General features: G+C 55.2%; 21 protein-coding genes. 16 read left to right on the top strand and 5 right to left on the bottom strand.

The window, feature by feature from the left end:
- Positions 1–5: 5 nt before the first annotated feature.
- From EDC56_RS15175 to EDC56_RS15160, 4 genes are all read left to right on the top strand, one after another.
- Positions 6–1,052, top strand: coding sequence for an extracellular solute-binding protein (locus EDC56_RS15175; RefSeq protein WP_123713424.1), 1,047 nt, complete (start codon positions 6–8; stop codon positions 1,050–1,052).
- A 2-nt stretch (positions 1,053–1,054) separates the two neighbouring features.
- Positions 1,055–2,701 carry an ABC transporter permease gene (locus EDC56_RS15170; protein WP_123713423.1) on the top strand — a complete coding sequence of 549 codons (1,647 nt, stop codon included), beginning with the start codon at positions 1,055–1,057 and terminating at the stop codon, positions 2,699–2,701.
- Between the two features lie 111 nt (positions 2,702–2,812).
- Positions 2,813–3,202 (top strand): glycine cleavage system protein GcvH, encoded by a 390-nt coding sequence (gene gcvH / locus EDC56_RS15165; RefSeq protein WP_123713422.1) that lies wholly within the window; start codon positions 2,813–2,815, stop codon positions 3,200–3,202.
- Positions 3,203–3,438: 236 nt separating this feature from the next.
- Positions 3,439–4,641, top strand: coding sequence for a class I SAM-dependent rRNA methyltransferase (locus EDC56_RS15160; RefSeq protein WP_123713421.1), 1,203 nt, complete (start codon positions 3,439–3,441; stop codon positions 4,639–4,641).
- 28 nt (positions 4,642–4,669) lie between these two features.
- On the opposite strand, the gene EDC56_RS15155 is transcribed toward EDC56_RS15160, so the two are convergent.
- The gene (locus EDC56_RS15155; protein ID WP_245980718.1) at positions 4,670–5,326 is read right to left on the bottom strand and encodes a histidinol-phosphatase; all 657 of its coding nucleotides are present in this window, start codon (positions 5,324–5,326) and stop codon (positions 4,670–4,672) included.
- Between the two features lie 232 nt (positions 5,327–5,558).
- Here EDC56_RS15155 and rppH point away from each other — a divergent pair, with 232 nt between their 5' ends.
- The 12 genes from rppH to EDC56_RS15095 all read left to right on the top strand — a co-directional run bounded on the left by rppH (position 5,559) and on the right by EDC56_RS15095 (position 16,968).
- On the top strand, positions 5,559–6,050 hold the full coding sequence (gene rppH, locus EDC56_RS15150; protein WP_123713419.1) for an RNA pyrophosphohydrolase: 492 nt from the start codon (positions 5,559–5,561) through the stop codon (positions 6,048–6,050).
- Entirely contained in the window at positions 6,050–8,362 is a 2,313-nt protein-coding gene (gene ptsP, locus EDC56_RS15145; RefSeq protein ID WP_245980717.1) for a phosphoenolpyruvate--protein phosphotransferase, read from the top strand. The genes rppH and ptsP overlap by 1 nt, the downstream gene beginning before the upstream one ends.
- Positions 8,363–8,462: 100 nt before the next feature.
- The gene (locus EDC56_RS15140) at positions 8,463–9,254 is read left to right on the top strand and encodes a sulfite exporter TauE/SafE family protein (protein ID WP_123713418.1); all 792 of its coding nucleotides are present in this window, start codon (positions 8,463–8,465) and stop codon (positions 9,252–9,254) included.
- Between the two features lie 39 nt (positions 9,255–9,293).
- A complete protein-coding gene (lgt, locus tag EDC56_RS15135; protein ID WP_123713417.1) occupies positions 9,294–10,106 on the top strand; it encodes a prolipoprotein diacylglyceryl transferase in 813 nt (270 codons plus the stop codon).
- A gap of 75 nt (positions 10,107–10,181) precedes the next feature.
- Entirely contained in the window at positions 10,182–10,976 is a 795-nt protein-coding gene (locus tag EDC56_RS15130) for a thymidylate synthase (RefSeq protein WP_123713416.1), read from the top strand.
- Positions 10,977–11,010: 34 nt separating this feature from the next.
- Positions 11,011–11,520: a dihydrofolate reductase gene (locus EDC56_RS15125; RefSeq protein WP_123713415.1), complete on the top strand. Its 510-nt coding sequence runs from the start codon at positions 11,011–11,013 to the stop codon at positions 11,518–11,520.
- 349 nt (positions 11,521–11,869) lie between these two features.
- Positions 11,870–12,652, top strand: coding sequence for a DUF3450 domain-containing protein (locus EDC56_RS15120; RefSeq protein ID WP_123713414.1), 783 nt, complete (start codon positions 11,870–11,872; stop codon positions 12,650–12,652).
- A 1-nt stretch (position 12,653) separates the two neighbouring features.
- Positions 12,654–14,039, top strand: coding sequence for a MotA/TolQ/ExbB proton channel family protein (locus tag EDC56_RS15115; protein WP_123713413.1), 1,386 nt, complete (start codon positions 12,654–12,656; stop codon positions 14,037–14,039).
- Complete coding sequence (locus EDC56_RS15110; RefSeq protein ID WP_123713412.1) at positions 14,039–14,569, top strand: MotA/TolQ/ExbB proton channel family protein; 531 nt, start codon at positions 14,039–14,041, stop codon at positions 14,567–14,569. The genes EDC56_RS15115 and EDC56_RS15110 overlap by 1 nt, the downstream gene beginning before the upstream one ends.
- A gap of 12 nt (positions 14,570–14,581) precedes the next feature.
- Entirely contained in the window at positions 14,582–14,989 is a 408-nt protein-coding gene (locus tag EDC56_RS15105) for an ExbD/TolR family protein (protein ID WP_123713411.1), read from the top strand.
- 2 nt (positions 14,990–14,991) lie between these two features.
- The gene (locus tag EDC56_RS15100) at positions 14,992–15,597 is read left to right on the top strand and encodes an energy transducer TonB (RefSeq protein ID WP_123713410.1); all 606 of its coding nucleotides are present in this window, start codon (positions 14,992–14,994) and stop codon (positions 15,595–15,597) included.
- Between the two features lie 12 nt (positions 15,598–15,609).
- Positions 15,610–16,968 carry a tetratricopeptide repeat protein gene (locus EDC56_RS15095; RefSeq protein ID WP_123713409.1) on the top strand — a complete coding sequence of 453 codons (1,359 nt, stop codon included), beginning with the start codon at positions 15,610–15,612 and terminating at the stop codon, positions 16,966–16,968.
- A 189-nt stretch (positions 16,969–17,157) separates the two neighbouring features.
- Here the strand turns inward: EDC56_RS15095 and ilvD are convergent, their stop codons facing one another.
- From ilvD to EDC56_RS15075, 4 genes are all read right to left on the bottom strand, one after another.
- On the bottom strand, positions 17,158–19,002 hold the full coding sequence (gene ilvD, locus EDC56_RS15090; RefSeq protein ID WP_123713408.1) for a dihydroxy-acid dehydratase: 1,845 nt from the start codon (positions 19,000–19,002) through the stop codon (positions 17,158–17,160).
- Between the two features lie 122 nt (positions 19,003–19,124).
- The gene (argA, locus tag EDC56_RS15085) at positions 19,125–20,465 is read right to left on the bottom strand and encodes an amino-acid N-acetyltransferase (protein WP_123713407.1); all 1,341 of its coding nucleotides are present in this window, start codon (positions 20,463–20,465) and stop codon (positions 19,125–19,127) included.
- A gap of 164 nt (positions 20,466–20,629) precedes the next feature.
- Positions 20,630–21,907, bottom strand: a complete 1,278-nt coding sequence (locus EDC56_RS15080) for an inorganic phosphate transporter (protein WP_123713406.1) — start codon at positions 21,905–21,907, stop codon at positions 20,630–20,632.
- An 18-nt stretch (positions 21,908–21,925) separates the two neighbouring features.
- On the bottom strand, positions 21,926–22,603 hold the full coding sequence (locus EDC56_RS15075) for a TIGR00153 family protein (RefSeq protein ID WP_123713405.1): 678 nt from the start codon (positions 22,601–22,603) through the stop codon (positions 21,926–21,928).
- Between the last annotated feature and the right edge of the window lie 25 nt (positions 22,604–22,628).

Genomic DNA, 22,628 nt, shown 5'->3' with positions numbered 1-22,628 from the left:
TGATGATGTTCTTTAAGAAATGCTCTTTACCGGTGTTGTTGGCGGTGGTTTTTGTACTGAGCGGCTGTAGTGATGATTCGGGCTCCGGCACAGGGGAGGCTGCAACAGGCCAGCTAGTCGTTTATACCTCGCGCAAAGAACACTTAATTAAACCCTTGTTTGACCGCTATCAAGCGGAGACAGGGGTGAATATTCAATTTGTCACCGACGCAGCGGCACCGCTGTTGAGTCGGCTGCAGGCGGAGGGTGAAAATACCCCTGCCGATATCTTGGTGACCGTCGACGGCGGCAACCTCTGGCACGCTGCGGAGGAGGGGGTGTTAAGCCCTGTTGAGTCTGAGGTGTTAGTGCGCAATGTCCCCGCCCACCTACGTGATGCAGGCAACCGTTGGTTTGCGATATCCAAGCGTGCTCGCGTCATCGTCTACTCGCCTGAGCGCGTGAAGCCGGGTGAGCTGTCTAGCTATGAGGCACTAGCCGACGAGCGTTGGCAGGGGCGACTCTGCCTGCGCACCTCGAAGAAGGTTTATAATCAGTCGCTAGTCGCCACCATGATTGAGGCTGACGGGGCGGAAAATACGCAGAAAGTCGTGCAGGGGTGGGTCGACAACCTAGCGACGGCACCATTCGCTAATGATATTCAGGCGATGCAGGCGGTGATGGCTGGGCAGTGTGATGCTACCGTCGTCAACACTTATTATTTTGGTCGTTTAGAGGAGGCTATGGCGGCGAAGGGCGAGCAGCTACCGCTGAAGATCTTCTTCCCCAATCAAGATGGCCGTGGCATCCACGTGAATATTTCTGGGGCCGGGGTGACGACCTATGCCAAGCATCGTACGGAGGCGATAAAGTTTATCGAGTGGTTGAGTGAGGTCGAAGCGCAGCAGATGCTGACCGATATCAACCAGGAGTTCCCGGTCAACCCTCTCTCGAAGTCTTCTGCTGAGGTGCAGGCTTGGGGCACGTTTAAGGAAGATGATGTCCCTATTGAGGTCACCGGAGAGCGCCAGGCTGAAGCCGTGATGTTAATGGACAAGGCGGGATACCGCTAATTATGCCGCCTAGTGCCGCAGTACTTGAGCGGCAGAGGGCCTGCCGTCGTAACGGTCTTCGCCGTTGGTGTTGGCGCTTGATCCCGTTGTTAGCGGGTTTTTTGGTTCTGCTACCGGTGGCCGTTATCATCTCGAGCTGGAGTGACTCCCAGTTTGTTGTCTGGCGCCATCTCTACGATACGCAATTACTCGAGCTACTCGCCAATACGTTAATCCTGTTAGTGGGCGTCGGTGTGGGCGTTACGGTGTTGGGGGTCAGTTTGGCCTGGCTGGCAACCATCTGTGACTTCCCTGGGCGCCGTTATTGCGAATGGGCGCTGATGTTACCGCTGGCGATTCCGACTTACGTGCTGGCTTTTGTCGTGTTGGGGCAGTGGGATTATATGGGGCCGTTGCAGTTGTTGCTGCGGCATTGGTGGCCGGACTTTCGCGTTGACGTGCGAAACCCGTTGACGGTGATTGCCATCATGACCGGGGTGCTCTACCCCTATGTATATATGTTGGCGCGCAGCGCCTTCGTGACCCAGGGTAGTGATGTCGTGGAGGCCTCGCGAGTACTTGGGCTGAATGTCTGGCAGACCTTCTTTCGAGTTTCTTTACCCATGGCTCGCCCCGCCATTGTCGCCGGTCTATCGTTATCGCTGATGGAGACTTTGGCTGACTTTGGCGCGGTATCAGTCTTCAACTTCAACACCTTCACGACGGCGATTTATAAATCGTGGTTTGGTTTGTTTAACCTGCAGGCAGCGGCCCAGCTGGCCTCTTTATTGCTGTTGTTTGTGGTGATGGCGCTGCTGGCAGAGCGGGGTGCGCGCAACAACGGTCGCGACGAACAGGGTCGGCGGCCGCAGCATCATTTTCGCATCAAGTTGCAGGGCGCTAGGCGCTATCTTGCCGCCGCCTATTGCTGGTCGGTTGTGCTGTTCTGCTTTGCGCTACCAGTCTTACAGCTGCTGCTGTGGGCGGTACAACAATATGCGTTGGAATTTGATCGGCGTTACTGGCAGCTATTGCAGCATACTGTGTTGCTAGGTGCCTGTTCGGCCGTGATCGTGGTGACTATTACGTTGCTGATGCTGTTTGCTCAGCGTGGCTATGGTAATCGTCTGACCCAGGGGGCTATTACGGTGGCGGGAATGGGCTATGCGCTGCCGGGCTCGGTGTTGGCGGTGGGCGTCGTGCTCTGTTTTGGTTATCTCGACCGGCAGTGGTTAGTTCCTCTACAGCAGTGGCTGGGCGGTGGTACGGCGCCAGTATTGATGGGGGGCTTGGTCGGCTTGCTGCTGGCTTATCTCGTGCGTTTTCTAGCGGTGGCACTGGGGCCTGTACAGTCGAGTATCGAGCGAGTGCGCCCGAGCATTCCGGAGGCGGCGCGCTCGCTGGGGTGCTCGCAGTGGCGGTTGTTGTTTCGCATCTACCTGCCGATGTTACGCCCCGGTATTCTTACCGCGCTGCTATTAGTGTTGGTTGATGTGATGAAAGAGATGCCGGCCACGTTGCTGTTGCGTCCTTTTGGTTGGGATACCTTGGCTGTGCGTATCTTTGAAATGACGGCAGAGGGAGAGTGGCAGCGCGCGGCGATACCGGCCTTAACATTGGTCTTGGTTGGCTTGTTGCCGGTGGTGGTGGTGATTCGTCGGGCGCGCTAGGGGAACTATTGATCGGACGGGTTAAATTGGTGTTGTGTTGCTTTGTTTTTATCCCGTCGCAGGGTAGAATTCGCCCTTTCATTTAGCGACCACACTCTAGAGGCTTTTTTCATGAGCAATACACCGTCTGAGCTGAAGTACGTATCCTCACACGAATGGATCCGTTTAGAAGATGATGGCACGGCCGTTATCGGTATCACCAACCACGCTCAAGAAGCCCTCGGCGACGTGGTATTCGTCGAATTGCCCGAGCTTGACGCCGAGCTGTCTGCTGGTGACGACGCCGGTGTGGTTGAGTCAGTGAAGGCTGCCTCGGACCTCTACGCGCCGATCTCAGGTATCGTCGTCGCCGTTAATGAACAGCTGGAAGAAGCGCCGGAGACCGTCAACGACGACCCTTACGGTGATGGTTGGTTCTTCAAAGTGAAGCTTACCGACGATTCTGAATTGGCCGCGTTACTTGATGCGGAAGCCTATGAGATGCTCTGCGAAAACGAGTAACTAACCACTCGTCCCAGATAGCTCGTCTTAAATAAAGTGCTCTAGCAGTTATCTTCGCGAGGGCAGTCGGGCGTGTTTTCTGCCGAAGTCTTATCGACGGCTACGCTTATCATAGGCGTAGCCGTTGTCTTTTCTGTCTGCTGAGTTTTTGCCATCGCGTGCCGAGCTAGTGGCTCGAGAAAGCTGGCGACCAATCAACCTCACGATCGAATGATCGATCAATTAAGGAACACCCGATGTCTACCGAACTTGCAGAGCTTCGCCTCAAGGCTAAGTCAGATCGCCGCCTAAAGGCCGGTCACTTATGGATCTATAGTAACGAGGTAGATATAGCCGCTACCCCGCTGAAAAACTTTACCAATGGCCAGCAGGTCGTGGTGCAGAGCAATAGTGGTAAGGCGCTGGGCATTGCCTATGTCAACCCGAGTAATCTTATCTGCGCTCGCCTGGTGACTCGCAACACGAAGTTACAGCTTAATAAGTCGCTGTTAGTGCATCGCCTGAAGGTGGCGCTATCGTTGCGTCAGCGTTTGTTTGAACAGCCTAGCTACCGACTCATCTACGGTGAGAGCGACGGCTTGCCGGGACTGGTCGTGGATCGTTTTGAGGATGTTGTCTGTGTGCAGATATCCACGGCGGGGATGGAGCTAGTGAAGGACGATATCGTCGAGGCGCTATTGAAGGTGTTGTCACCACGGGCAATCGTGATGAAGAATAACACCGGTGCACGAGAGGCCGAGGGGCTGGAAAAATATGTTGAAGTGGTGCATGGCGAGATTGATGATGAGGTGAGTTTTGTCGAGAACGGGGTGAAGTTTATTGCGCCGATCCTCAGTGGTCAGAAGACGGGATGGTTCTATGATCATCGCCCGGCGCGTGCACGTTTGCAGCAGTTGTGTGCAGGTAAGCGTGTACTGGATGTATTTAGCTATATTGGTGGCTGGGGTGTGCAGGCGGCGGTGGCTGGAGCTAGCGAGGTGGTCTGTGTCGATAGCTCTGAGCAGGCCCTCGACTGGGTGCATAAGAATGCCGAGCTCAATGGTGTCGCCGACCGCGTCACTTCAGTACAAGGCAATGCGGCCGAGGCGCTGCAGGCGCTGTTAGAGGAAGGCGAAAAATTTGACGTGGTGATTGTCGATCCGCCAGCGTTTATTAAGCGACGTAAGGACCTGATTAAAGGGGGCAAGGCGTACCAGAAACTGAATCAGTTGGCGATCAGGCTGCTGGTCAAAGATGGCCTACTGTTCTCAGCCTCATGCTCGATGCATCTGCCGGCGGAGCAGTTGATCGATGTCGTGCGCGGCGCGGCGCGGCACATCGACCGCCAGGCGCAAATACTCGAGCGCTTCGGCCAGGGGGCGGATCACCCAATCCACCCTTCGATCCCTGAAACTGAATACATTAAGACGGTGTTGGCGCGCATTCTGCCCGCCGACTAATCGTGTCTGTGTTGCTGGCTAGGCTCAATTAGTCGCGCAGGCTAATGATGGGCCAGCCTTGTTGTTTGGCATGCTCGCGCAGAGTCTCGTCGGCATCGACCGCGACGGGGTGGTCGACAAGCTTGAGTAGCGGCAAGTCGTTGTGCGAGTCGCTATAGAAATACGCGCCAGCCATGTCCTCGTTCGACTCTTTTAGCCAGGCTTCCAAGCGGGTAATCTTACCTGCTTGGAAGCACGGTGTGCCCTGCATCTTTCCGCTGTAACGACCATCGATGATCTCGCCTTCGGTGGCGAGTATGTGCTCGATGCCGAGGGCCTCGGCGATGGGGCCGGTGACAAACAAATTGGTGGCAGTGATGATCAGTAGCGTGTGCCCTTGTTGGCGGTGCTGTTGAATCAGCTGCTCCGCTTTGGTGAGGCGGATCGGCGTGATGACCTGCTGCATAAATTGGCGGTGCATCTGTTCGAGTTGCTCGGAGCTATACTGGGTGAGTGGGGCCAGGGAAAACTCCTGATAGGCGACGATGTCGAGTTGGCCTGCCTTGTAATCCTCGTAAAATTGATCGTTGGTCTTTTTGAATTCGCCGACATCGACTAGATTGTTAGCAACGAGAAATTCGCCCCAGAGGTGGTCGCTATCGCCGCCGATGAGGGTGTTATCTAAATCAAAAATAGCCAGAGTCACGTTTGGTCGCCTTTTTAAATGAGTCGTTCCCGCATGCCGCGATAGGGTTGCGGGGTAGGGGCAAGGAATAGGGATTGTGGCCAAAGCATACTGACAAATGCGGGAGTGGACAATCGGCATTGCCTCGGGTGGCAGCTGCGTAGATAAATAGGGTAGAGTATAGGGCTAGCATTACGCTCTGCGGTAAACGTTTGTTCGCAGCGTAATTTTCATGATAAATAGGGGGTGGGGCGTGATAGATGCCGATGGCTTTAGACCCAATGTGGGCATCGTGCTCGCGAACAGCCGTGGTCAGGTGCTGTGGGCGAAGCGTGTAGGTCAAACCGCCTGGCAGTTTCCTCAGGGCGGTATCTCCGACTCTGAGACGCCCGAACAGGCAATGTACCGAGAGCTGCGTGAGGAAATAGGCTTAGAGGCCAGCGATGTGCAGATTTTAGCTTGTACACGAGGCTGGTTGCGTTATCGACTACCGCAGCGCTTGATTCGCCAGGATTCAGAGCCGCTGTGTATTGGTCAGAAGCAGAAGTGGTTCCTACTGCGCATGTTGTCGAGTGATGAGGCGGTAAACGTCAATATACAGGAGCGGCCAGAGTTTGATGGCTGGCGCTGGGTCAGTTATTGGTACCCTCTCGGTCAAGTGGTCTCGTTCAAGCGTGAGGTGTACCGCAAGGCGATGAAAGAGTTGGCGCCACGACATTATCGATTACAGAGGGGAGGGGCTTAGTGAAACAGTCGTCAGGGAAGGAGCGGGGTGACCGCCTGTCACAGTTGCGCCGAATCGTACAGGAAGTCAATTCTGCCCGGGATCTACACTCTGTGCTCGATATTATTGTCGAGCAGGTGCGCGATGCCTTGAAGACAGAGGTGTGTTCAATCTATCTATTGAACCCCGATAATAACCGTCACCAGCTAATGGCCACCAAGGGGCTCAACCGAGACTGCCTCGGTAAGGTGAGCCTGGGGATAGGAGAGGGGCTGGTCGGTCGCGTGGCGCTGCGCGAGGAGGCGGTCAACATAGAAGATGCCGAGTCTCACCCCAGCTTTCAGCCGGTGCCAGGCCTTGGCGAGGAGCAATATAGCTCCTTTCTCGGTGTGCCTGTTATCCATCATCGCAAGGTGTTGGGTGTCTTGGTAGTGCAGCAACAAGAGTGTCGTCGCTTTGATGAGGCGGACGAAGCCTTCCTGGTCACCATGTCGGCTCAGCTTTCAGGCGTGATTGCACATGCGGAGGCAACGGGTGCCATCGACGGCGTCGACAGCGCCATGCGCAGCACCACGTTTAAGGGCAGCTCTGGTGCGCTGGGCGTCGCTATCGGCCGTGCGGTCGTACTCTCCAAGCAACTAGATCTAAAGTCGATTCCGCGTCGCGCGACAGAAGATGTGAAGGGCGAGGTGCGTGCCTTCGGTAAGGCGCTGGCGATGGTGCGTCGTGATATTAAGCAGATGAAGCGCAATGTACAGAATCAGCTGCGCACCGAAGAGTTGGCACTTTTCGACGTCTACTTAAGCATGCTGGATGATCACGCTCTCGGTGGTGAGGTGATTGAAAAGATTCGTCAGGGGCAGTGGGCGCAGTGGGCGTTGGCGAAGACGATCCGAGAGCATGCCCGCACCTTCGATTTGATGGATGACCCCTATCTGCGTGAGCGTGCTGTTGATATTAAAGATCTCGGCCGACGCGTATTGTCCTATTTGCGTACCGTTGATGTACCGAGTCAACGCTATCCGAGTAATACTATTTTGGTCGGCGAAGAGCTGACCGCCTCGATGTTGGCCGAGGTGCCGGAGGACAAGCTGCTGGGCCTCGTCTCTGTGCAAGGCTCGAGCAATTCACACGTGGCGATTATGGCGAGGGCGCTGGGCATACCCATTGTAATGGGCGTGTTCGATCTGCCGCACACCCAGCTCGATGGCTGTGAGCTGGTCATCGACGGCTATAGTGGCTTGGTGTTGGCCAATCCTAGCGAGCAGATTCGTCGCGATTACGAGCTGGTCGTCGAAGAAGAGGAGTTGGTGACGCGCGGGCTGGAGGTGTTGAAGAATGTTCCCTGCGAGACTATCTGCGGCCATCGCACCCCGCTCCTAGTTAACACGGGGCTGGAGACTGAGATTCATCGTGCACTCGAGCATGGCGCGGAGGGTATCGGTCTGTATCGCACCGAGGTGTCTTTTCTATTGCATGACCGTTTTCCGTCTGAACGTGAGCAGGTAGATATTTATCGGCGCCAGCTGGAGGCCTTCAAGGGGCGGCCGGTGACGATGAGAACACTCGATATTGGTGGTGATAAGGCGCTGCCCTATTTTCCTATTGAGGAAGAAAACCCGTTTTTGGGTTGGCGGGGGATCCGTGTGACCCTTGATCACCCCGAGATCTTTCTCGCGCAGGTGCGAGCGATGATGAAGGCGAGTGTGGGTCTAAATAACATGCGCATTCTATTGCCGATGATCAGCAGTGTTGGTGAACTCGATGAGTCACTGTTATTGATTCGTCGTGCGCATCGCGAGCTGTCGGACGAGGGCGTCGAGTGTCGTATGCCACCGATCGGCGTCATGATCGAGGTGCCGGCGGCGGTCTATCAGGTTGATGCGTTGGCGAAGCGAGTCGACTTCTTGTCGGTAGGCTCTAATGACCTGACTCAGTATTTGTTGGCCGTCGATAGGAACAATGCCCGCGTATCGTCGGTTTATAATGCCTATCACCCAGCAGTGCTGCAGGCCTTGGCTATTGTCGCAAAGGCGGCTAACAAGGCCGGTAAGCCTGTGTCGATCTGTGGTGAGATGGCCGGTGATCCTGCCGCGGCAGTGTTGTTGATTGCCATGGGCTACAACGTGTTATCGATGAGCTCAAGCAACCTACTGCGGGTGAAGTCTGTGCTGCGCTCTATGCGTCTTGATCAGGCGCAGCAACTATTGGCAGAAGTACAGCAGATGGAGACCTCGCAGGAGACGGAGGCCTGTCTCGATCGGGCGCTGCAGTTGATGGGCGTTAGTCGTTTGCTGCGACCGAATACCGACGCCAAACAGGATGTGTTGTGAGCGACTATTGTGCGCTGTTAGCGCCAGGCAATGATGATTTAACCTCTCGAGTGCGATCAATCTGGTATATCATGGGCAGCAAATTTTAGGGCCGTTGGTTATGGTAATACTGGTATATCTTTTGATTGGCGCGGTGGCGGGCCTCGTCGCCGGACTGTTCGGCGTCGGTGGCGGCCTGATTATCGTGCCGGTACTGGTGCTGGCTTTCTCGCTACAGGGGATGCCGGCAGACGTGCTGACGCACCTGGCGATCGGTACTTCTCTGGCGACGATTATTATCACTTCGATGAGTTCGGTACGTACCCATCACGCTAAGGGGGCTGTCGATTGGCCGGTGTTTTGGCGGATGGCGCCAGGTATCTTACTTGGTGCCTGGCTTGGTGCGGCAACGGCGGAACTGCTGTCTGGGCGTTTTTTGCAGCTGGCGATAGGCTGCTTTGCTGTTTTTGTGGCGCTACAGATGAGCCTGTCGCTGCGGCCTAGGCCGGCTCGCCAGTTGCCCGCTGCGCCAGGCTTATTTGTCGCGGGCGGTTTGATCGGCTGGGTGTCGGCGATCTTCGGCATTGGTGGCGGCTCGTTGTCGGTACCGTTTTATAGTTGGTGTAATGTGCAGATGCAACGTGCGGTGGCGACATCGAGTGCCTGTGGTTTGCCGATTGCTATTGCCGGTGCCGCCGGCAGCATACAGCAGGGCTGGGCGAACCCCGATCTGCCTGCGTGGTCGAGTGGCTATGTCTATTGGCCGGCCTTTGTTGGTATTATCCTGACCAGCACCATCTTCGCGAAATACGGCGCGTTATTGGCGCATAAGCTACCGCCGGAAAAACTGAAGAAAGTGTTCGCGCTATTTTTGCTGTTGATCGGCTTACAATTCATCATTCGTAATCTATAGCCATTGATTGGTTTGTTTTCTTAATCTAGTGAGTTGAGTATGTTGCAATACCCTCAGATTGACCCCGTTGCCGTCGCTATCGGTCCCCTAGAAATCCACTGGTACGGTTTAATGTACCTGTTTGGTTTGGCCGGAGGCTGGTGGTTGGCGACGCGTCGTGCGGTGAGTGGGCGTTATGTTTTAAGCGAGCGAGAGCAGGTAGATGATCTCATTTTTTACTGCGCGATGGGTATCGTTCTAGGTGGTCGCCTGGGCTATGTCTTCTTCTACGGCTTTGATCGTTTCTTGCAAGATCCGCTGTGGCTATTTCGTGTTTGGGAAGGGGGGATGGCCTTCCACGGTGGTCTCATCGGCGTTATCGTGGCGATGTGGCTCTTCGCGAGGAAAGTCAATGTGAAGCCTTTCGAGCTACTCGACTTTATCGCGCCTATCGTTCCTATTGGGCTCGGCCTAGGGCGGATTGGCAACTTCATCGGTCAAGAGTTGTGGGGGCGGCCGACTGATGTGTCCTGGGCAATGATTTTCCCCAACGACCCAGAGCAGCTAGCGCGTCATCCCTCACAGCTCTATCAGGCGGGGTTAGAAGGCCTGGCAATGTTTGTGATTCTCTATTGGTTCTCCTCTAAGCCCCGGCCGAAGCTGGCTGTCTCCGGCCTGTTTATGTTGCTCTATGGCTGCTTCCGCTTCTTCGTGGAGTTCTTCCGTCAGCCTGATGTGCAGATCGGTTTGGAGGCATTTGGTTGGATGAGTCGGGGGCAGGAGTTGTCGTTGCCGATGGTCTTCATCGGTCTGGGGCTGCTGGTTTACGCCTACCGGAATAATCGTGATCAGCTCAGCCCCAAACCGTTATAATGATCTTCGGCTATCTTTAGCCAATACCGTTACTTGTAGTCCGCGCCGAAGTGGCGCGAAATGTAGGAAGTCACCATGCAGCAATATTTAGATCTGATGCGCCATGTGCGCGATAACGGCACCGATAAGTCTGACCGTACCGGTACGGGAACGCGCAGTGTCTTCGGCTATCAGATGCGCTTCAATTTGGCAGAGGGCTTCCCGGTGTTGACCACCAAGAAGCTGCATTTACGCTCGATTATTCATGAGCTGTTGTGGTTCATCAGCGGTGACACCAATATCAAGTATCTGCAGGACAACGGTGTCAGGATCTGGGATGAGTGGGCCGATGAGCAGGGTGAGTTGGGGCCGGTTTATGGCCATCAATGGCGCAGCTGGCCGACGCCTGACGGCGGCAGTATCGATCAGATTAGCAAGCTGGTAGAGCAGATCAAGACGAACCCCGACTCGCGTCGACATATTGTCAGCGCCTGGAACGTGGCTGAGGTGGATAACATGGCGCTGCCGCCTTGCCATAGCCTGTTTCAGTTTTATGTTGCCGATGGCAAGTTGTCTTGTCAGCTGTATCAGCGCAGTGCTGATATCTTCCTAGGGGTGCCTTTCAATATTGCCTCTTACGCACTATTTACCATGATGATGGCGCAGGTATGCGATCTCGAAGTTGGTGATTTCGTGCACACCTTCGGTGACGCCCATCTCTACGCGAATCATTTGGAACAGGTCGATTTGCAGCTGCAGCGAGCGCCAGGTGTGTTGCCGACGATGAAGCTGAACTCGGCGGTGAAGGATATCTTTGCTTTCACCTATGATGATTTCGAGCTGCAAGGCTACGAGGCTCAGCCACATATCGCCGGTAAAGTGGCTGTTTAAATTATTTGCTAACTATATTCCCTGAGGAATAACGATGAAGCTCTCTCTGATCGTTGCCATGGCCGACAATGGTGTCATTGGTCGTAATAACAAGTTGCCGTGGCACCTGCCTAACGATTTGAAATATTTTCGTTCGGTCACCATGGGTAAGCCCATCGTTATGGGGCGTAAGACCTTCGAATCGATAGGTAAGGCGCTGCCGGGGCGGACTAATATCGTGGTCAGCCGTAACCCCGACTTCTCTGCCGAAGGTATCAGGGTGGTCGATAGCTTGTTCGCTGCGTTGACGCTGGCTGAGAGTATTGCGGTGATTGATGGCAGTGATGAGCTGATGTTGATCGGTGGTGCTCAGCTGTATCGAGAGTCACTGGCGCAGGCTGATTGCCTGTACCTCACCAAGGTGCACAGCGATGTCATTGAAGGTGACGCTTTCTTTCCGCCGATCGACTGGCAGCAGTGGTCAGAGGGTGAGGTGACGCACCACGAGGCGGACGACAACAATCCCTATGCTTACAGCTTCTGTGTTTATACTCGCCGTCGCTAGATTACAGGGGCGTAATCTAGCCCTAGCAATGGTTAATAATCATTAACCATTTGGTAGGTGGGAATACCTATATGGCACGCTGTGTTGCCACTTAATTAGCTTGTTATATTACCTCGCCTGTTACCTGTTTTCGGGCGAATGCTACCCATGTTCCCGCTGCTACGCCCCTTTATAGAGCACCCTGTTACCTTGCTACCCTGTTTCTGGGCCTTTCGCGAAGTTCATTGCCTAATAGGGCTTATACTTATTAGAATGCGACACATAGAAAAGATCGGCCTGTAGTTATAAGACCCTGCAGCTCCGTTTGTTAATAATAAGTTCCGAGTGATAATCCAAGGAAATAACTCTCATGAAGATGCATCGAGTAAAAACGATAGCGCTTGCTACCTCTGTAGCAGCCGGCGCGTTGGTAGCTCAGGCTGCCGGTGCAGATAACCTGGATAAAGTCTTCCAGGTGGGTCAGGCCAAAACCGTGGCTGCACAAAAATCTCAGGTTAAGATCGATAAGCTCTCCGATCAGACTCGGGACCGCCTACAAGAATACAAAGATGTGCTCAAGCAGGTTGAAGGCCTGAAGGTATATATTGCCCGCCTAGATCGTCAGATCGACAATCAGAATCAGCGTATTACCAGCATCGAAGGTTCCATCGAGCAGGTCACTGAGGTGAAACGTCAGATCCTGCCGTTGGTCGACCGCATGATTGGTGCGCTCGATGAATTCATCGCCCTCGATGTGCCTTTCCTACAGGAAGAGCGTCAGCAACGTATCGCCTTCCTACGTAAGAATCTTGACCTCTCTAGCCAGACTGACGCTGAGAAATTCCGTCAGGTGCTGGAAGCCTACAAAATTGAGAACGAATACGGTCGCAAGATCGAGAGCTACAATGACACCATTACCGTCGGCGACAAAGAGCGTGATGTTGAGGTGTTACGTATCGGCCGTATCGGCCTGCTCTACCAGACTACCGATGGTGAAGTGTCCGGTGCCTGGGATCAACAAGCGCGCCAGTGGGTGCAGTTGGATAACGGACAATACAAGAATGCCATCCGTCAGGGTCTACGCATCGCTAAGAAGCAAGCCTCTATCGATATCATGACTGTGCCTGTAGCTGCTCCGGAGGCTGTGAAGTAAGATGAAATTGAATACTATAAAGAAAACCATTGCTGCCGTTGTCGGTAGCGCCATGCTTCTAGGGTCTGCGGGCTCTCTTGCCGCCGACCTTACCCTCGATCAGCTGTTGAAGAAGGTCGAGTCCGGGCGCTATGCCGAAGCCAAAGAAAACAAGGCGCGCGAGGCACGTTTCTCTAAAGAGAAGCAAAACCAAGAGCGTCTACTCGCCGAAATGAAGGCTGAACTAGCTCGCCTCGAGGGTGTTTCACAGCAGCGTGAGAAGCAGTTCGAAGAGAACGAGCAGCGTGTTGCCGAAGCGGAAAAAACCTATAACGAGCGCAAGGGTACGTTGAACGAGCTATTCGGTCACCTAACCTCTGCTGCTGGTGATGCTCGCTCAAACTTCGAAGTCTCGCTGACCTCGATTCAATACCCCGACCGTGCAGAGTTCCTCGACGGCCTAGTGGCTAAGATGAGTGGCTCTGATGAGCTGCCGACTATCGCCGAAATCGAGAAGCTGTGGTTCGAGCTACAGCGTGAGATGGTCGAATCAGGTCGTGTGGCGAAGTTTGACACAACGGTTAAGTTGCCCAACGGCGACGCTGTGGATGAGACTGTCGTTCGCGTCGGTACCTTCAACGTGGTTAGTGAAGACGGTAAATACCTCAAATACGCCAACGGAAGCCTGGAAGAACTGCCTCGTCAGCCTGCCAGTGCGATTCGCTCTCAGGCCGCTAAGGCGGCAACATCGACCTCTGGCTTGAGTGCCTTCGGTGTCGACCCAACGGGCCCAACCGGTGGTTCGTTCTTGGCGGCGCTGATTAACAGCCCTTCTATCGAAGAGCGCTGGCACCAGGGTGGTTACGTTGGTTACGCCATCTCTGCCTTGGGTGTGGTCGCCTTCATCCTCGCTATCTGGCGCTTGATTGTACTGGTCGGTGTGAGTGGCAAGGTGAACGCGCAGCTGAAGTCTAGCGAAGCGAAAGAGAACAACCCTCTGGGTCGCGTGCTTGCCGTGAGTAAGTCTAATCCGAATATGGACACCGAAACTCTCGAGTTGAAACTGCACGAGGCGGTCTTGAAAGAGATACCATCGCTGGAGAACTACCAGGGCGCGTTGAAAATCATCGCCGCCGTTGCTCCGCTGATGGGTTTGTTGGGTACCGTGACCGGTATGATTTTGACCTTCCAGGCGATTACCATCTTCGGTGCGGGTGACCCTAAGGCAATGGCCGGCGGCATCTCTAGCGCCTTGATCACTACCGTACTCGGTCTGGTCGTGGCTATTCCTACGGTCTTGCTGCACACCGTCGTTTCCAGCCGCTCTAAGCGTATCATCCATATATTGGAAGAGCAGACAGCCGGCATCATTGCCGAGCATACCGAGGCTGAATTGAGGAAAGGGTAATGTATTACACGATACTCGACGCATACTCACGATTGATGGCATTTATGGATTCGGGCGGTCCTGTACTGTGGTGGATTGCTCTGATGACTCTAGTCATGTGGACGTTGGCGTTTGAGCGGATGTGGTATTTCCGCACCGCGCTGCGCCGCGACATCGACTCTGTAATGACTGACTGGGAGGGGCGCACTGAGCGCAAGTCCTGGAATGCTCACGCCATCCGTCAAGCGTTGATCTCTCGTGTGTCATTGGCTATTAACCAGAATCTACCGATGATCAATACCTTGGTCGCCCTCTGTCCGTTATTGGGACTGTTGGGCACCGTCACCGGTATGATCGAGGTGTTTAACGTCATGGCCGTTAGCGGCGGTGGCGATGCCAAGTCGATGGCGGGGGGAGTCTCTAAGGCGACTATACCCACCATGGCAGGCATGGTGGCGGCGCTCTCCGGCGTCTTCATCAGCACCTATCTGGCCAAAGTAGCCGAACGCGAAAGTCAGCTCTTGACCGACCATTTAACCACGGATCACTAGGGGAGTTCTCTCATGCCTAAGTCCGTTTCGGCTCGCAAGCCCGAGCCAGAGCAGCAGATTGATTTAACGCCAATGTTGGACGTTGTCTTTATCATGCTGATCTTTTTCATCGTCACCGCCTCGTTTATCAAAGAGCCCGGTGTCGATGTCGAACGGCCGGTCGCGGAAACCCGCGACCTGGTTAAGAACCAAAATATTTTAATCGCGATCACCCAGGGCGATAAGATCTGGATTGATAAAAAAGAAATCGACAAGCGCTTTGTCAAAGCGATCATCGAACGTATGCACGCCGAGAACCCGAAGGGTGCGGTGGTAGTACAGGCTGATAAGTCGTCGACTGCCGAGATGTTTGCCCTAGTCGTCGATGCGGCGAAGCAGGCCGGTGTTGTTGACATCGTACTCGCAGCGGAGGGTAACTAGCTATGAGCCTAGTACGTTTACTAATAGGCGGCCTATTTGGCGCGCTGGTTACCGCCGGTCTCTTCGTTATCATGTACTCGTTGATCGAGTTCTCCGATCGGCCGGTCGATGACTCGGCACCGACTAAGATCGCTTCGATCGACATGCCGGATACCGAGATTGACCCACGAAGCAAAGAGGTCAAACCCGATAAGCCGGAAGACCCAGAGACACCGCCACCCGAGATGGAGAGCCCTGAGATTGAGGACTTTGACGTCGATGTAGGGGGGATGAACATGGGCTTTACGCCAAAGGCTGATGTGCAAATCAGTGCGGCTGGTATAACTGATGTTGACGGTGAGTTTCTACCGATCGTCAAGGTGCAGCCTATTTATCCGCGCCGTGCCGCGTCGCGTGGTACTGAGGGCTACTGTATCGTCGAATATACGGTGACCAAGAACGGTTCCATCCGCGATCCGATCCCGGTGGACTGCCAGCCGGGCAGCATCTTCAACCGTGCCTCGGTGAAGGCGGCGCTGAAGTTCAAGTACAAGCCCCGCGTTATCGATGGTGTGGCACAAGATGTACCGGGTGTGCGTAACAAGTTCACCTACCAACTGGCGAAATAACGGGTATAGCAGATGAATACACGAAAATGTTGCAATCCAGTGCGACCGTTGGCGCGTCTTGCGGCGGCTGGAGCGGTGTTGACACTGCTGCAAGTCGCCAGCCCGGTGGTCTTGCAGGAGATGGGCTACCAGGGCAGCCTGGGTCAGGCTGCTGCTGAAGAGAAAAAGAAGAGCACTGAGAAGACGCGTAAGACGCCGGCGATCAGTGCCAAGATCTACAAGAAGCTCGAGAAGGCCCAGGAGTATTCTGAGGCAGAGCAGTTCAACGACGCACTGAAGGTGTTGAACGATATTAAGGCTAACTCCGGCAAGATGAATGGCTATGAGAAGGCGACGATGTGGAATTTCTACTCGTTCGTTTATTACAGTCAGGAAAATTACAAGAAGGTACTCGAGGCCTACCGTAACGTCTTGGCACAGTCGCCGGATATTCCGCTGCAGATGGAATATCAAACCAAGTACCAGATGGGGCAGCTGTACTTCGTCACCGAAGACTATAAGCGCGCCATCAGCACATTGGAAGACTGGTTCCGAGTCGATCCGATGGCTAAGGACAACGCCAATGCGCGGGTGTTATTGGCCCAGGGTTACTACCAGACTAAAAAGTACGACAAGGCATTGAGCCAGATCGAAGAGGCGATGCGTATCACGCGGGCGAAAGGCAAGGAGGCCAAAGAGAATTGGTACCTGCTGATGCGCGTGCTGTACTACGAGAAGGGTGACATGAAGAAGGTCGCCTGGGTGCTCGAGGAATTGACCCGTCGCTGGCCGAAGAAGGACTATCTCGTCCAGCTTTCGGGCATCTATAGCGAGCTCAATAACGAGAAGCGTCAGCTGATCGCGCTTGAGGCAGCTTATACGGCGAATATGTTGGCGAAGCAGCAAGATCTGCTCAATATGGCCTATTTGTTCCTCGGTGCCGATGTACCGTATAAGGCGGCGAAAGTGCTAGATAAGGGGCTCAAGGAGAAGAAGATCGAGGCGACTGCCAAGAACTACGAAGTCCTTGGTACCGCCTATCGCGCTGCTCAGGAGGTCGACAAGGCGATTCCTGTGATGGAGAAGGCTGCTCAATTGTCACCTAAAGGTGAAAACTGGGCGCGCCTAGCCAACGTCTATCTCGACGATGATCAGTACGGCAAGGCGGCTGATGCTGCCCGCAAGGCGATCAAGAAAGGGGGCATTAAGCGCAAGGATAATACGCAGGTCGTGTTGGGAATGGCGCTGTTCAACCAAAACAAGCTTACCGAGGCGCGTAAGGTGTTCGAAAGCATCACCGACAAACGCAGCAGCAAGATGCGTGAGCAGTGGTTGAAGTACCTCGATACTGAGATCGGTCGTAGAGCTTCGCTGCAGGAAGACATGGGATAATCGATCCATGTATTAGCCAAAGGCTATCGTTATCATGCGGTAGCTAAAGGTGCTCTTGAAGATGATAGTTAAAAGGCGATGGTAACCCCATCGCCTTTTTTGTGCACGTAAGAAAGGCGTCCGGATAGTATTTGGGAGCACAAAAAAAGAGGCCGTAGCCCCTTTCTTATTCATTGCTTATGGGATCTGCTAGTCGAGCAGAGACAAGTCTCGTACCGCACCTTTGTCGGCGCTGGTGACCATCTTGGCGTAGACCTTCAGGGCTGCTGATACCTTGCGCGGGCGTTCTTCGCGTGGCTTCCAGCCCTGCTTACCTTTGGCGTCCATGGCGGCGCGGCGAGCGTCGAGCTCGGCATCGCTGAGGTCGACGTTGATCGAGCGTTCGGGGATATTAATCTTGATCAAGTCGCCGTGCTCAATCAATCCGATGGCGCCGCCAGCAGCGGCTTCTGGTGAGCAGTGACCGATGGAGAGGCCTGAGGTACCGCCGGAGAAACGGCCGTCGGTCAGTAGCGCGCAAGCTTTGCCCAGCCCTTTCGACTTAAGGTAAGAAGTTGGGTAGAGCATCTCCTGCATGCCCGGGCCGCCGCGCGGCCCCTCGTAGCGGATGATTACGACGTCGCCCGCTTTTACCTTGTCGTCGAGGATGTCGGCGACGGCTTGGTCCTGGCTCTCGCAGATATAGGCGGGGCCTTCGAACACCCAGATGCTTTCATCGACACCGGAGGTCTTGACGACGCAGCCGTCGAGGGCGATGTTACCCTTCAGTACGGCGAGGCCGCCCTCTAAACTGAAGGCATTCTCGAGGTTGCGGATACAGCCGCTCTCACGGTTGCCATCTAGGCTCGACCAACGAGTTGACTGACTGAACGCAGTCTGAGTCGGTATGCCAGCGGGGCCGGCCTTGAAGAACTCGAGTACGTCGTCGTCTTCGCTGCGAATGATGTCCCACTGTTCGAGGGCCTCGGCTAGGCTGCTGCTGTGCACGGTGGGGATGTCGGTATGCAGTAGGCCGGCACGATCGAGTTCACCGAGGATGGAGAAGACGCCGCCGGCGCGATGCACGTCTTCCATATGATATTCAGGGGTGTTGGGGGCCACCTTGCACAGCTGTGGAATCCTGCGACTCAGGGCGTCGATATCGTCCATGCCGAAGTCGATGTTGCCTTCTTGTGCTGCGGCGAGGAGGTGCAGGATGGTGTTAGTGGAGCCGCCCATGGCGATGTCGAGACTCATCGCATTCTCGAAGGCCTTAATACTGGCGATCGAGCGGGGTAGTACGCTGTCGTCATCCTGCTCGTAGTATTGCTTGGTGATTCTGACGATCTCCTTGCCGGCGCGCTTGAACAGCTGTTCACGATCGCTGTGTGTCGCTAGCATACTGCCGTTACCGGGTAGGCTAAGGCCCAGGGCTTCGGTGAGGCAGTTCATCGAATTGGCGGTGAACATACCAGAACAGGAACCGCAGGTCGGGCAAGCGCTGCGCTCGACCTCGGCGACCTCTTCGTCGGTGGCGTCGTCGGTGGCGGCCATCACCATGGCATCGACGAGATCGAGTTTGTGCTCGGAGAGCTTGGTCTTGCCAGCTTCCATCGGGCCACCGGAGACGAAGATGACGGGGATGTTGAGGCGCATTGAGGCATTGAGCATGCCCGGGGTGATCTTGTCACAGTTGGAGATACAGACAATGGCGTCGGCGCAGTGAGCGTTGACCATGTATTCGACAGAGTCGGCAATGATGTCACGTGAAGGCAGCGAATAGAGCATGCCATCGTGACCCATCGCGATGCCATCATCGACGGCGATAGTGTTGAATTCCTTGGCGACACCGCCAAATTTTTCGATCTCGCGCGCCACCAGTTGGCCCATGTCTTTCAGGTGTACGTGGCCGGGGACGAACTGGGTGAAGGAGTTGGCGACGGCGATGATTGGCTTTTGAAAGTCGTCGTCCTTCATGCCGGTGGCGCGCCACAGGGAGCGAGCGCCAGCCATATTACGGCCTGCGGTGGAGGTCTTTGAGCGATAAACGGGCATGGTGATTACCTTTATAGTCAGTCTGACAGCCCAGCATGTGCTCCGCTAGGCGGTGATTTTGCGGCCTAGGGTAGCACAGCGGCGGGTAAGCTGTCGTCTCTGGCGTGGAGAGCAGGATGCGCTTAGAGGTTGCGTACGAATACCTTCGAGTTGCGTTGGTAGTTGTAGAGCTGTTGTTTCTGCTGCGGCAGGTCGTCGGCGTCGCCAGGCAGGAAGCCCTGCTCGATGAACCAGTGCGCCGTCTGTGTGGTCAATACGAACAGCCGGCTGATTGTGCGCTGCTTGGCGCACTCGACGACCTTGTTGAGCAGTTGTTCGCCGCGATCACCACCACGATAATCGGGATGCACGACGACGCAGGCGAGCTCTGCCATCGCCTCGTCAGGATAATCGTAGAGAGCGGCACAGCCGATGACCATGCCGTCGCGTTCGATGACGATGAACTGCTCGATTTCGGTTTCGAGGTGCTCGCGTGAGCGTCTGACCAGCACGCCCTGCTCTTCGAGGGGCTGAATTAGGTTGAGGATACCGCCGACATCGTTGATATCGGCGGCACGAAGGGTGTCATAGTAATCGGCATAGATTAGGGTGCCGCAACCGTCGCGGATAAAGAGCTCGCGCAACAGCGTGCCATCGACTCGGCTACTGATCATATGCACACGCTCGATGCCGTGACGACTGGCTCTGATCGCGGCGTCAATGATGTTTTTCTGCTCGTCGCAGAGGGTGCTGAGGCTACGTAACTGTTCGGCCTCTTGCGTCGATAGTTGAGCGATGAGCTGGCCGCCGTCATCGACGATGTCGTGCATGTCGTCGAGGAATATCAGCTTGTCGGCGTTAACTGCGATCGCTGTTTGCGTCGCGAGCTCAACGGCGGCCATGTTGAATACTTCGCCGGTGGGGGAATAGCCGATGGGGGGGATGAGGATGATGCAGTCATCGTCAAGCAACCGGCCGATCGACTCAGTGTCAATGCGCCGGACGCAGCCGGTGTAAAGAAAGTCGATGCCGTCGCGGATGCCGATGGGTTTTGCGGTGACAAAATTGCCACTGGCGACGCGAATGCTGGCGCCCTGCATCGGCGAATCGGGCAGCCCCAACGACAGCATGGCCTCGATTTGGCAGCGCAGATGACCTGCGGCATCGGTCACCGCCTGAATCGTTTGGTGGTCGGTGATGCGCAGGTTGTTGTGTAGTCGTGTGGTAATGTTGCGCAGCGCTAGGCGCTCCTCGACCTGCGGTCGGGCGCCGTGAACGAGAATAAGTCGAATGCCCAAGGTGTTCAGTAGTGCGATGTCGTGCACGATGTGCCTGAAAGCTGGGCTGTCGACGACCTCGCCACTACAACTGATGACAAAGGTCTTGCCGCGGTGCATGCGGATGTAGGGCGAGGATTGACGGAATTGATCGACAAAAAGCTGATTGTCGTCGCGGGGGCCTTGCTGTGGCGAGCTAGAGTTCACGGTATTATCACGACCTGATTATCGAAGCGTTTCAGCAGAGGCGGCCACAGCGGGTCCGGGCCGTCGTCAGTGCTAGCGACTGTTTATCTTGACAGAGTTGAGGGGCAAAAAAAAGACGCTAGCCTCACGGCTAGCGTCTGATCTTGGTGGTGGTCGGCTAGAGTCTAGCCAAACATGCCCTTGAACATGAAGAAGAAGACAATCGACAGACCTGCACCGGCGGGCAGGGTAATGATCCAGGACATGAAGATCGAGGAGATTACGCGCAAATTGAGTGCGCCGATGCCTCGCGCCAGACCGACACCGAGCACGGCACCGACGAGGGTGTGGGTAGTAGAGATTGGCAGACCTGTGGCCGAGGCCAGTACTACTGTGGTGGCGGCGGCGAGTTCGGCGGCAAAGCCGCGGCTCGGTGTCAGCTCGGTGATCTTCTTGCCGATGGTAGCCATCACCTTGAAGCCGTAGGTGGCGAGACCGACGACGATACCGGCGCCTCCGAGCAGTAGGATCCAGCTCGGCATGGCGGTTTTCGATAGCACGGCACCGCCGCTGGAGATGACACCCCAGATAGCGGCAATCGGGCCGACGGCGTTGGCCACATCGTTAGAGCCGTGAGCAAAAGCCATGGCGCAGGCGGTGAAAATCATCAGTACCGCGAAAACGCGCTCGACATTCTCGAAGCGATTCTGGTTGCTGGCATTCTCGTCACGCTTGATCTTACTGAGCAGGATGGCGCCGATACAGGCAACGACAACACCGGCGATGGCGGCGATGCCGACATCTTGCGCGAAGCTAAGGCTGATGCCCATATCTTTGAAAACGTGCTTCAGGCCCTTGATCATGGTTACCATAGCGATCATGAAGCCGACAAAGAACATGTAGACTGGCACATAGCGCTTGGCATTGCCGAAGGGGTCTTTGGTGTCGAGAATCAGTCGTTGCACACTCTTGAACAGGGCGAAGGAGATGGTACCGGCGAGCACCGGTGAGACGACCCAGCTGGCCACCACGTGACCGACCTTACCCCAGTTGACGGCATCGACGCCGATACCGGCGGCGGCGAAGCCAACGATGGCGCCGACGATAGAGTGGGTGGTGGAGACCGGCCAGCCCATCATGGAGGCGATGAACAGCCAGGTGCCGGCGGCCAGCAGTGCGGCCAACATGCCGTAGACTAATAGCTCAGGGCTGCCGGTTAGGATGGCGGGATCGATGATGCCCTTGCGAATAGTCGAGGTGACTTCACCACCGGCCAGGTAGGCGCCGGCAAATTCGAAGACGATGGCGATCATAATCGCCTGTTTGACGGTGAGTGCCTTCGAGCCTACCGAGGTGCCCATTGCGTTGGCGACGTCGTTAGCACCGACCCCCCAAGCCATAAAGAAGCCAAATACACAGGCGAGGGTAAGAAGAATCGTACCGTAGTTAGCGATAATATCCATGGTGGTAAACTCTGTTGATTAACGGGCAATTAGGATTTGAAGTCGGGCGCCGACACGCTGCGAGGAATCGGCGAGGTCGCCGATTAGCTCAATGATTTTGTAGAGAAACATGACACCGATGGGAGGGAGGTCATTCTCTACCTTGAACAAGCTGGCGCGAATGGCGACCTCGAGTTCGTCGGTCTCAGTCTCGAGGCGATCTAGTTCGCTGATTAGCGCTTCGACAGTCTCAAGTTCACGGCCACTGAAGCCGGTATCGAGCAGTTTATCGAGCTCGTCGATGGCCTTGACCGCCTGCGCCGAGGTAGCGATGGCCTTTTTAACATAGCTTTCCATGGCTGCTTTAATCGCCTGAGGGATCTCCATCTCGCGCCCGAGCATGAGGCCGGCGATGTCCTTGGCGTTGTTGGCAATCTTGTCCTGCATGGTGACCAGCTCTAGTAAGTCAGAGCGCGGTACGGGCAGAAAGAGGTTCTTTGGCAGATGTAAGCGAATTGAACGCTTCATGTCATCGGCTTCATTCTCTAGAATGCTAATCTGGTTCTGCTGCTTGGCGGCCTGCTCCCAATCACTGACCAGTACGGCGGCGATAAAGTGTTCGAGCTGAGCGGCACAAGCTTGTGCTTTGATCATATGGCGCTGAATAGGCTTGATCGGTGATTGACCAAACATGTTACCAAAGGGGATGCTGACCATTGTGGGGCTCCGATGTTATTGGAAG

It is taken from the genome of Sinobacterium caligoides (genome assembly GCF_003752585.1).
GTDB lineage: Bacteria > Pseudomonadota > Gammaproteobacteria > Pseudomonadales > Sinobacteriaceae > Sinobacterium > Sinobacterium caligoides.
This window is presented reverse-complemented; position numbering and strand designations above follow the sequence as displayed.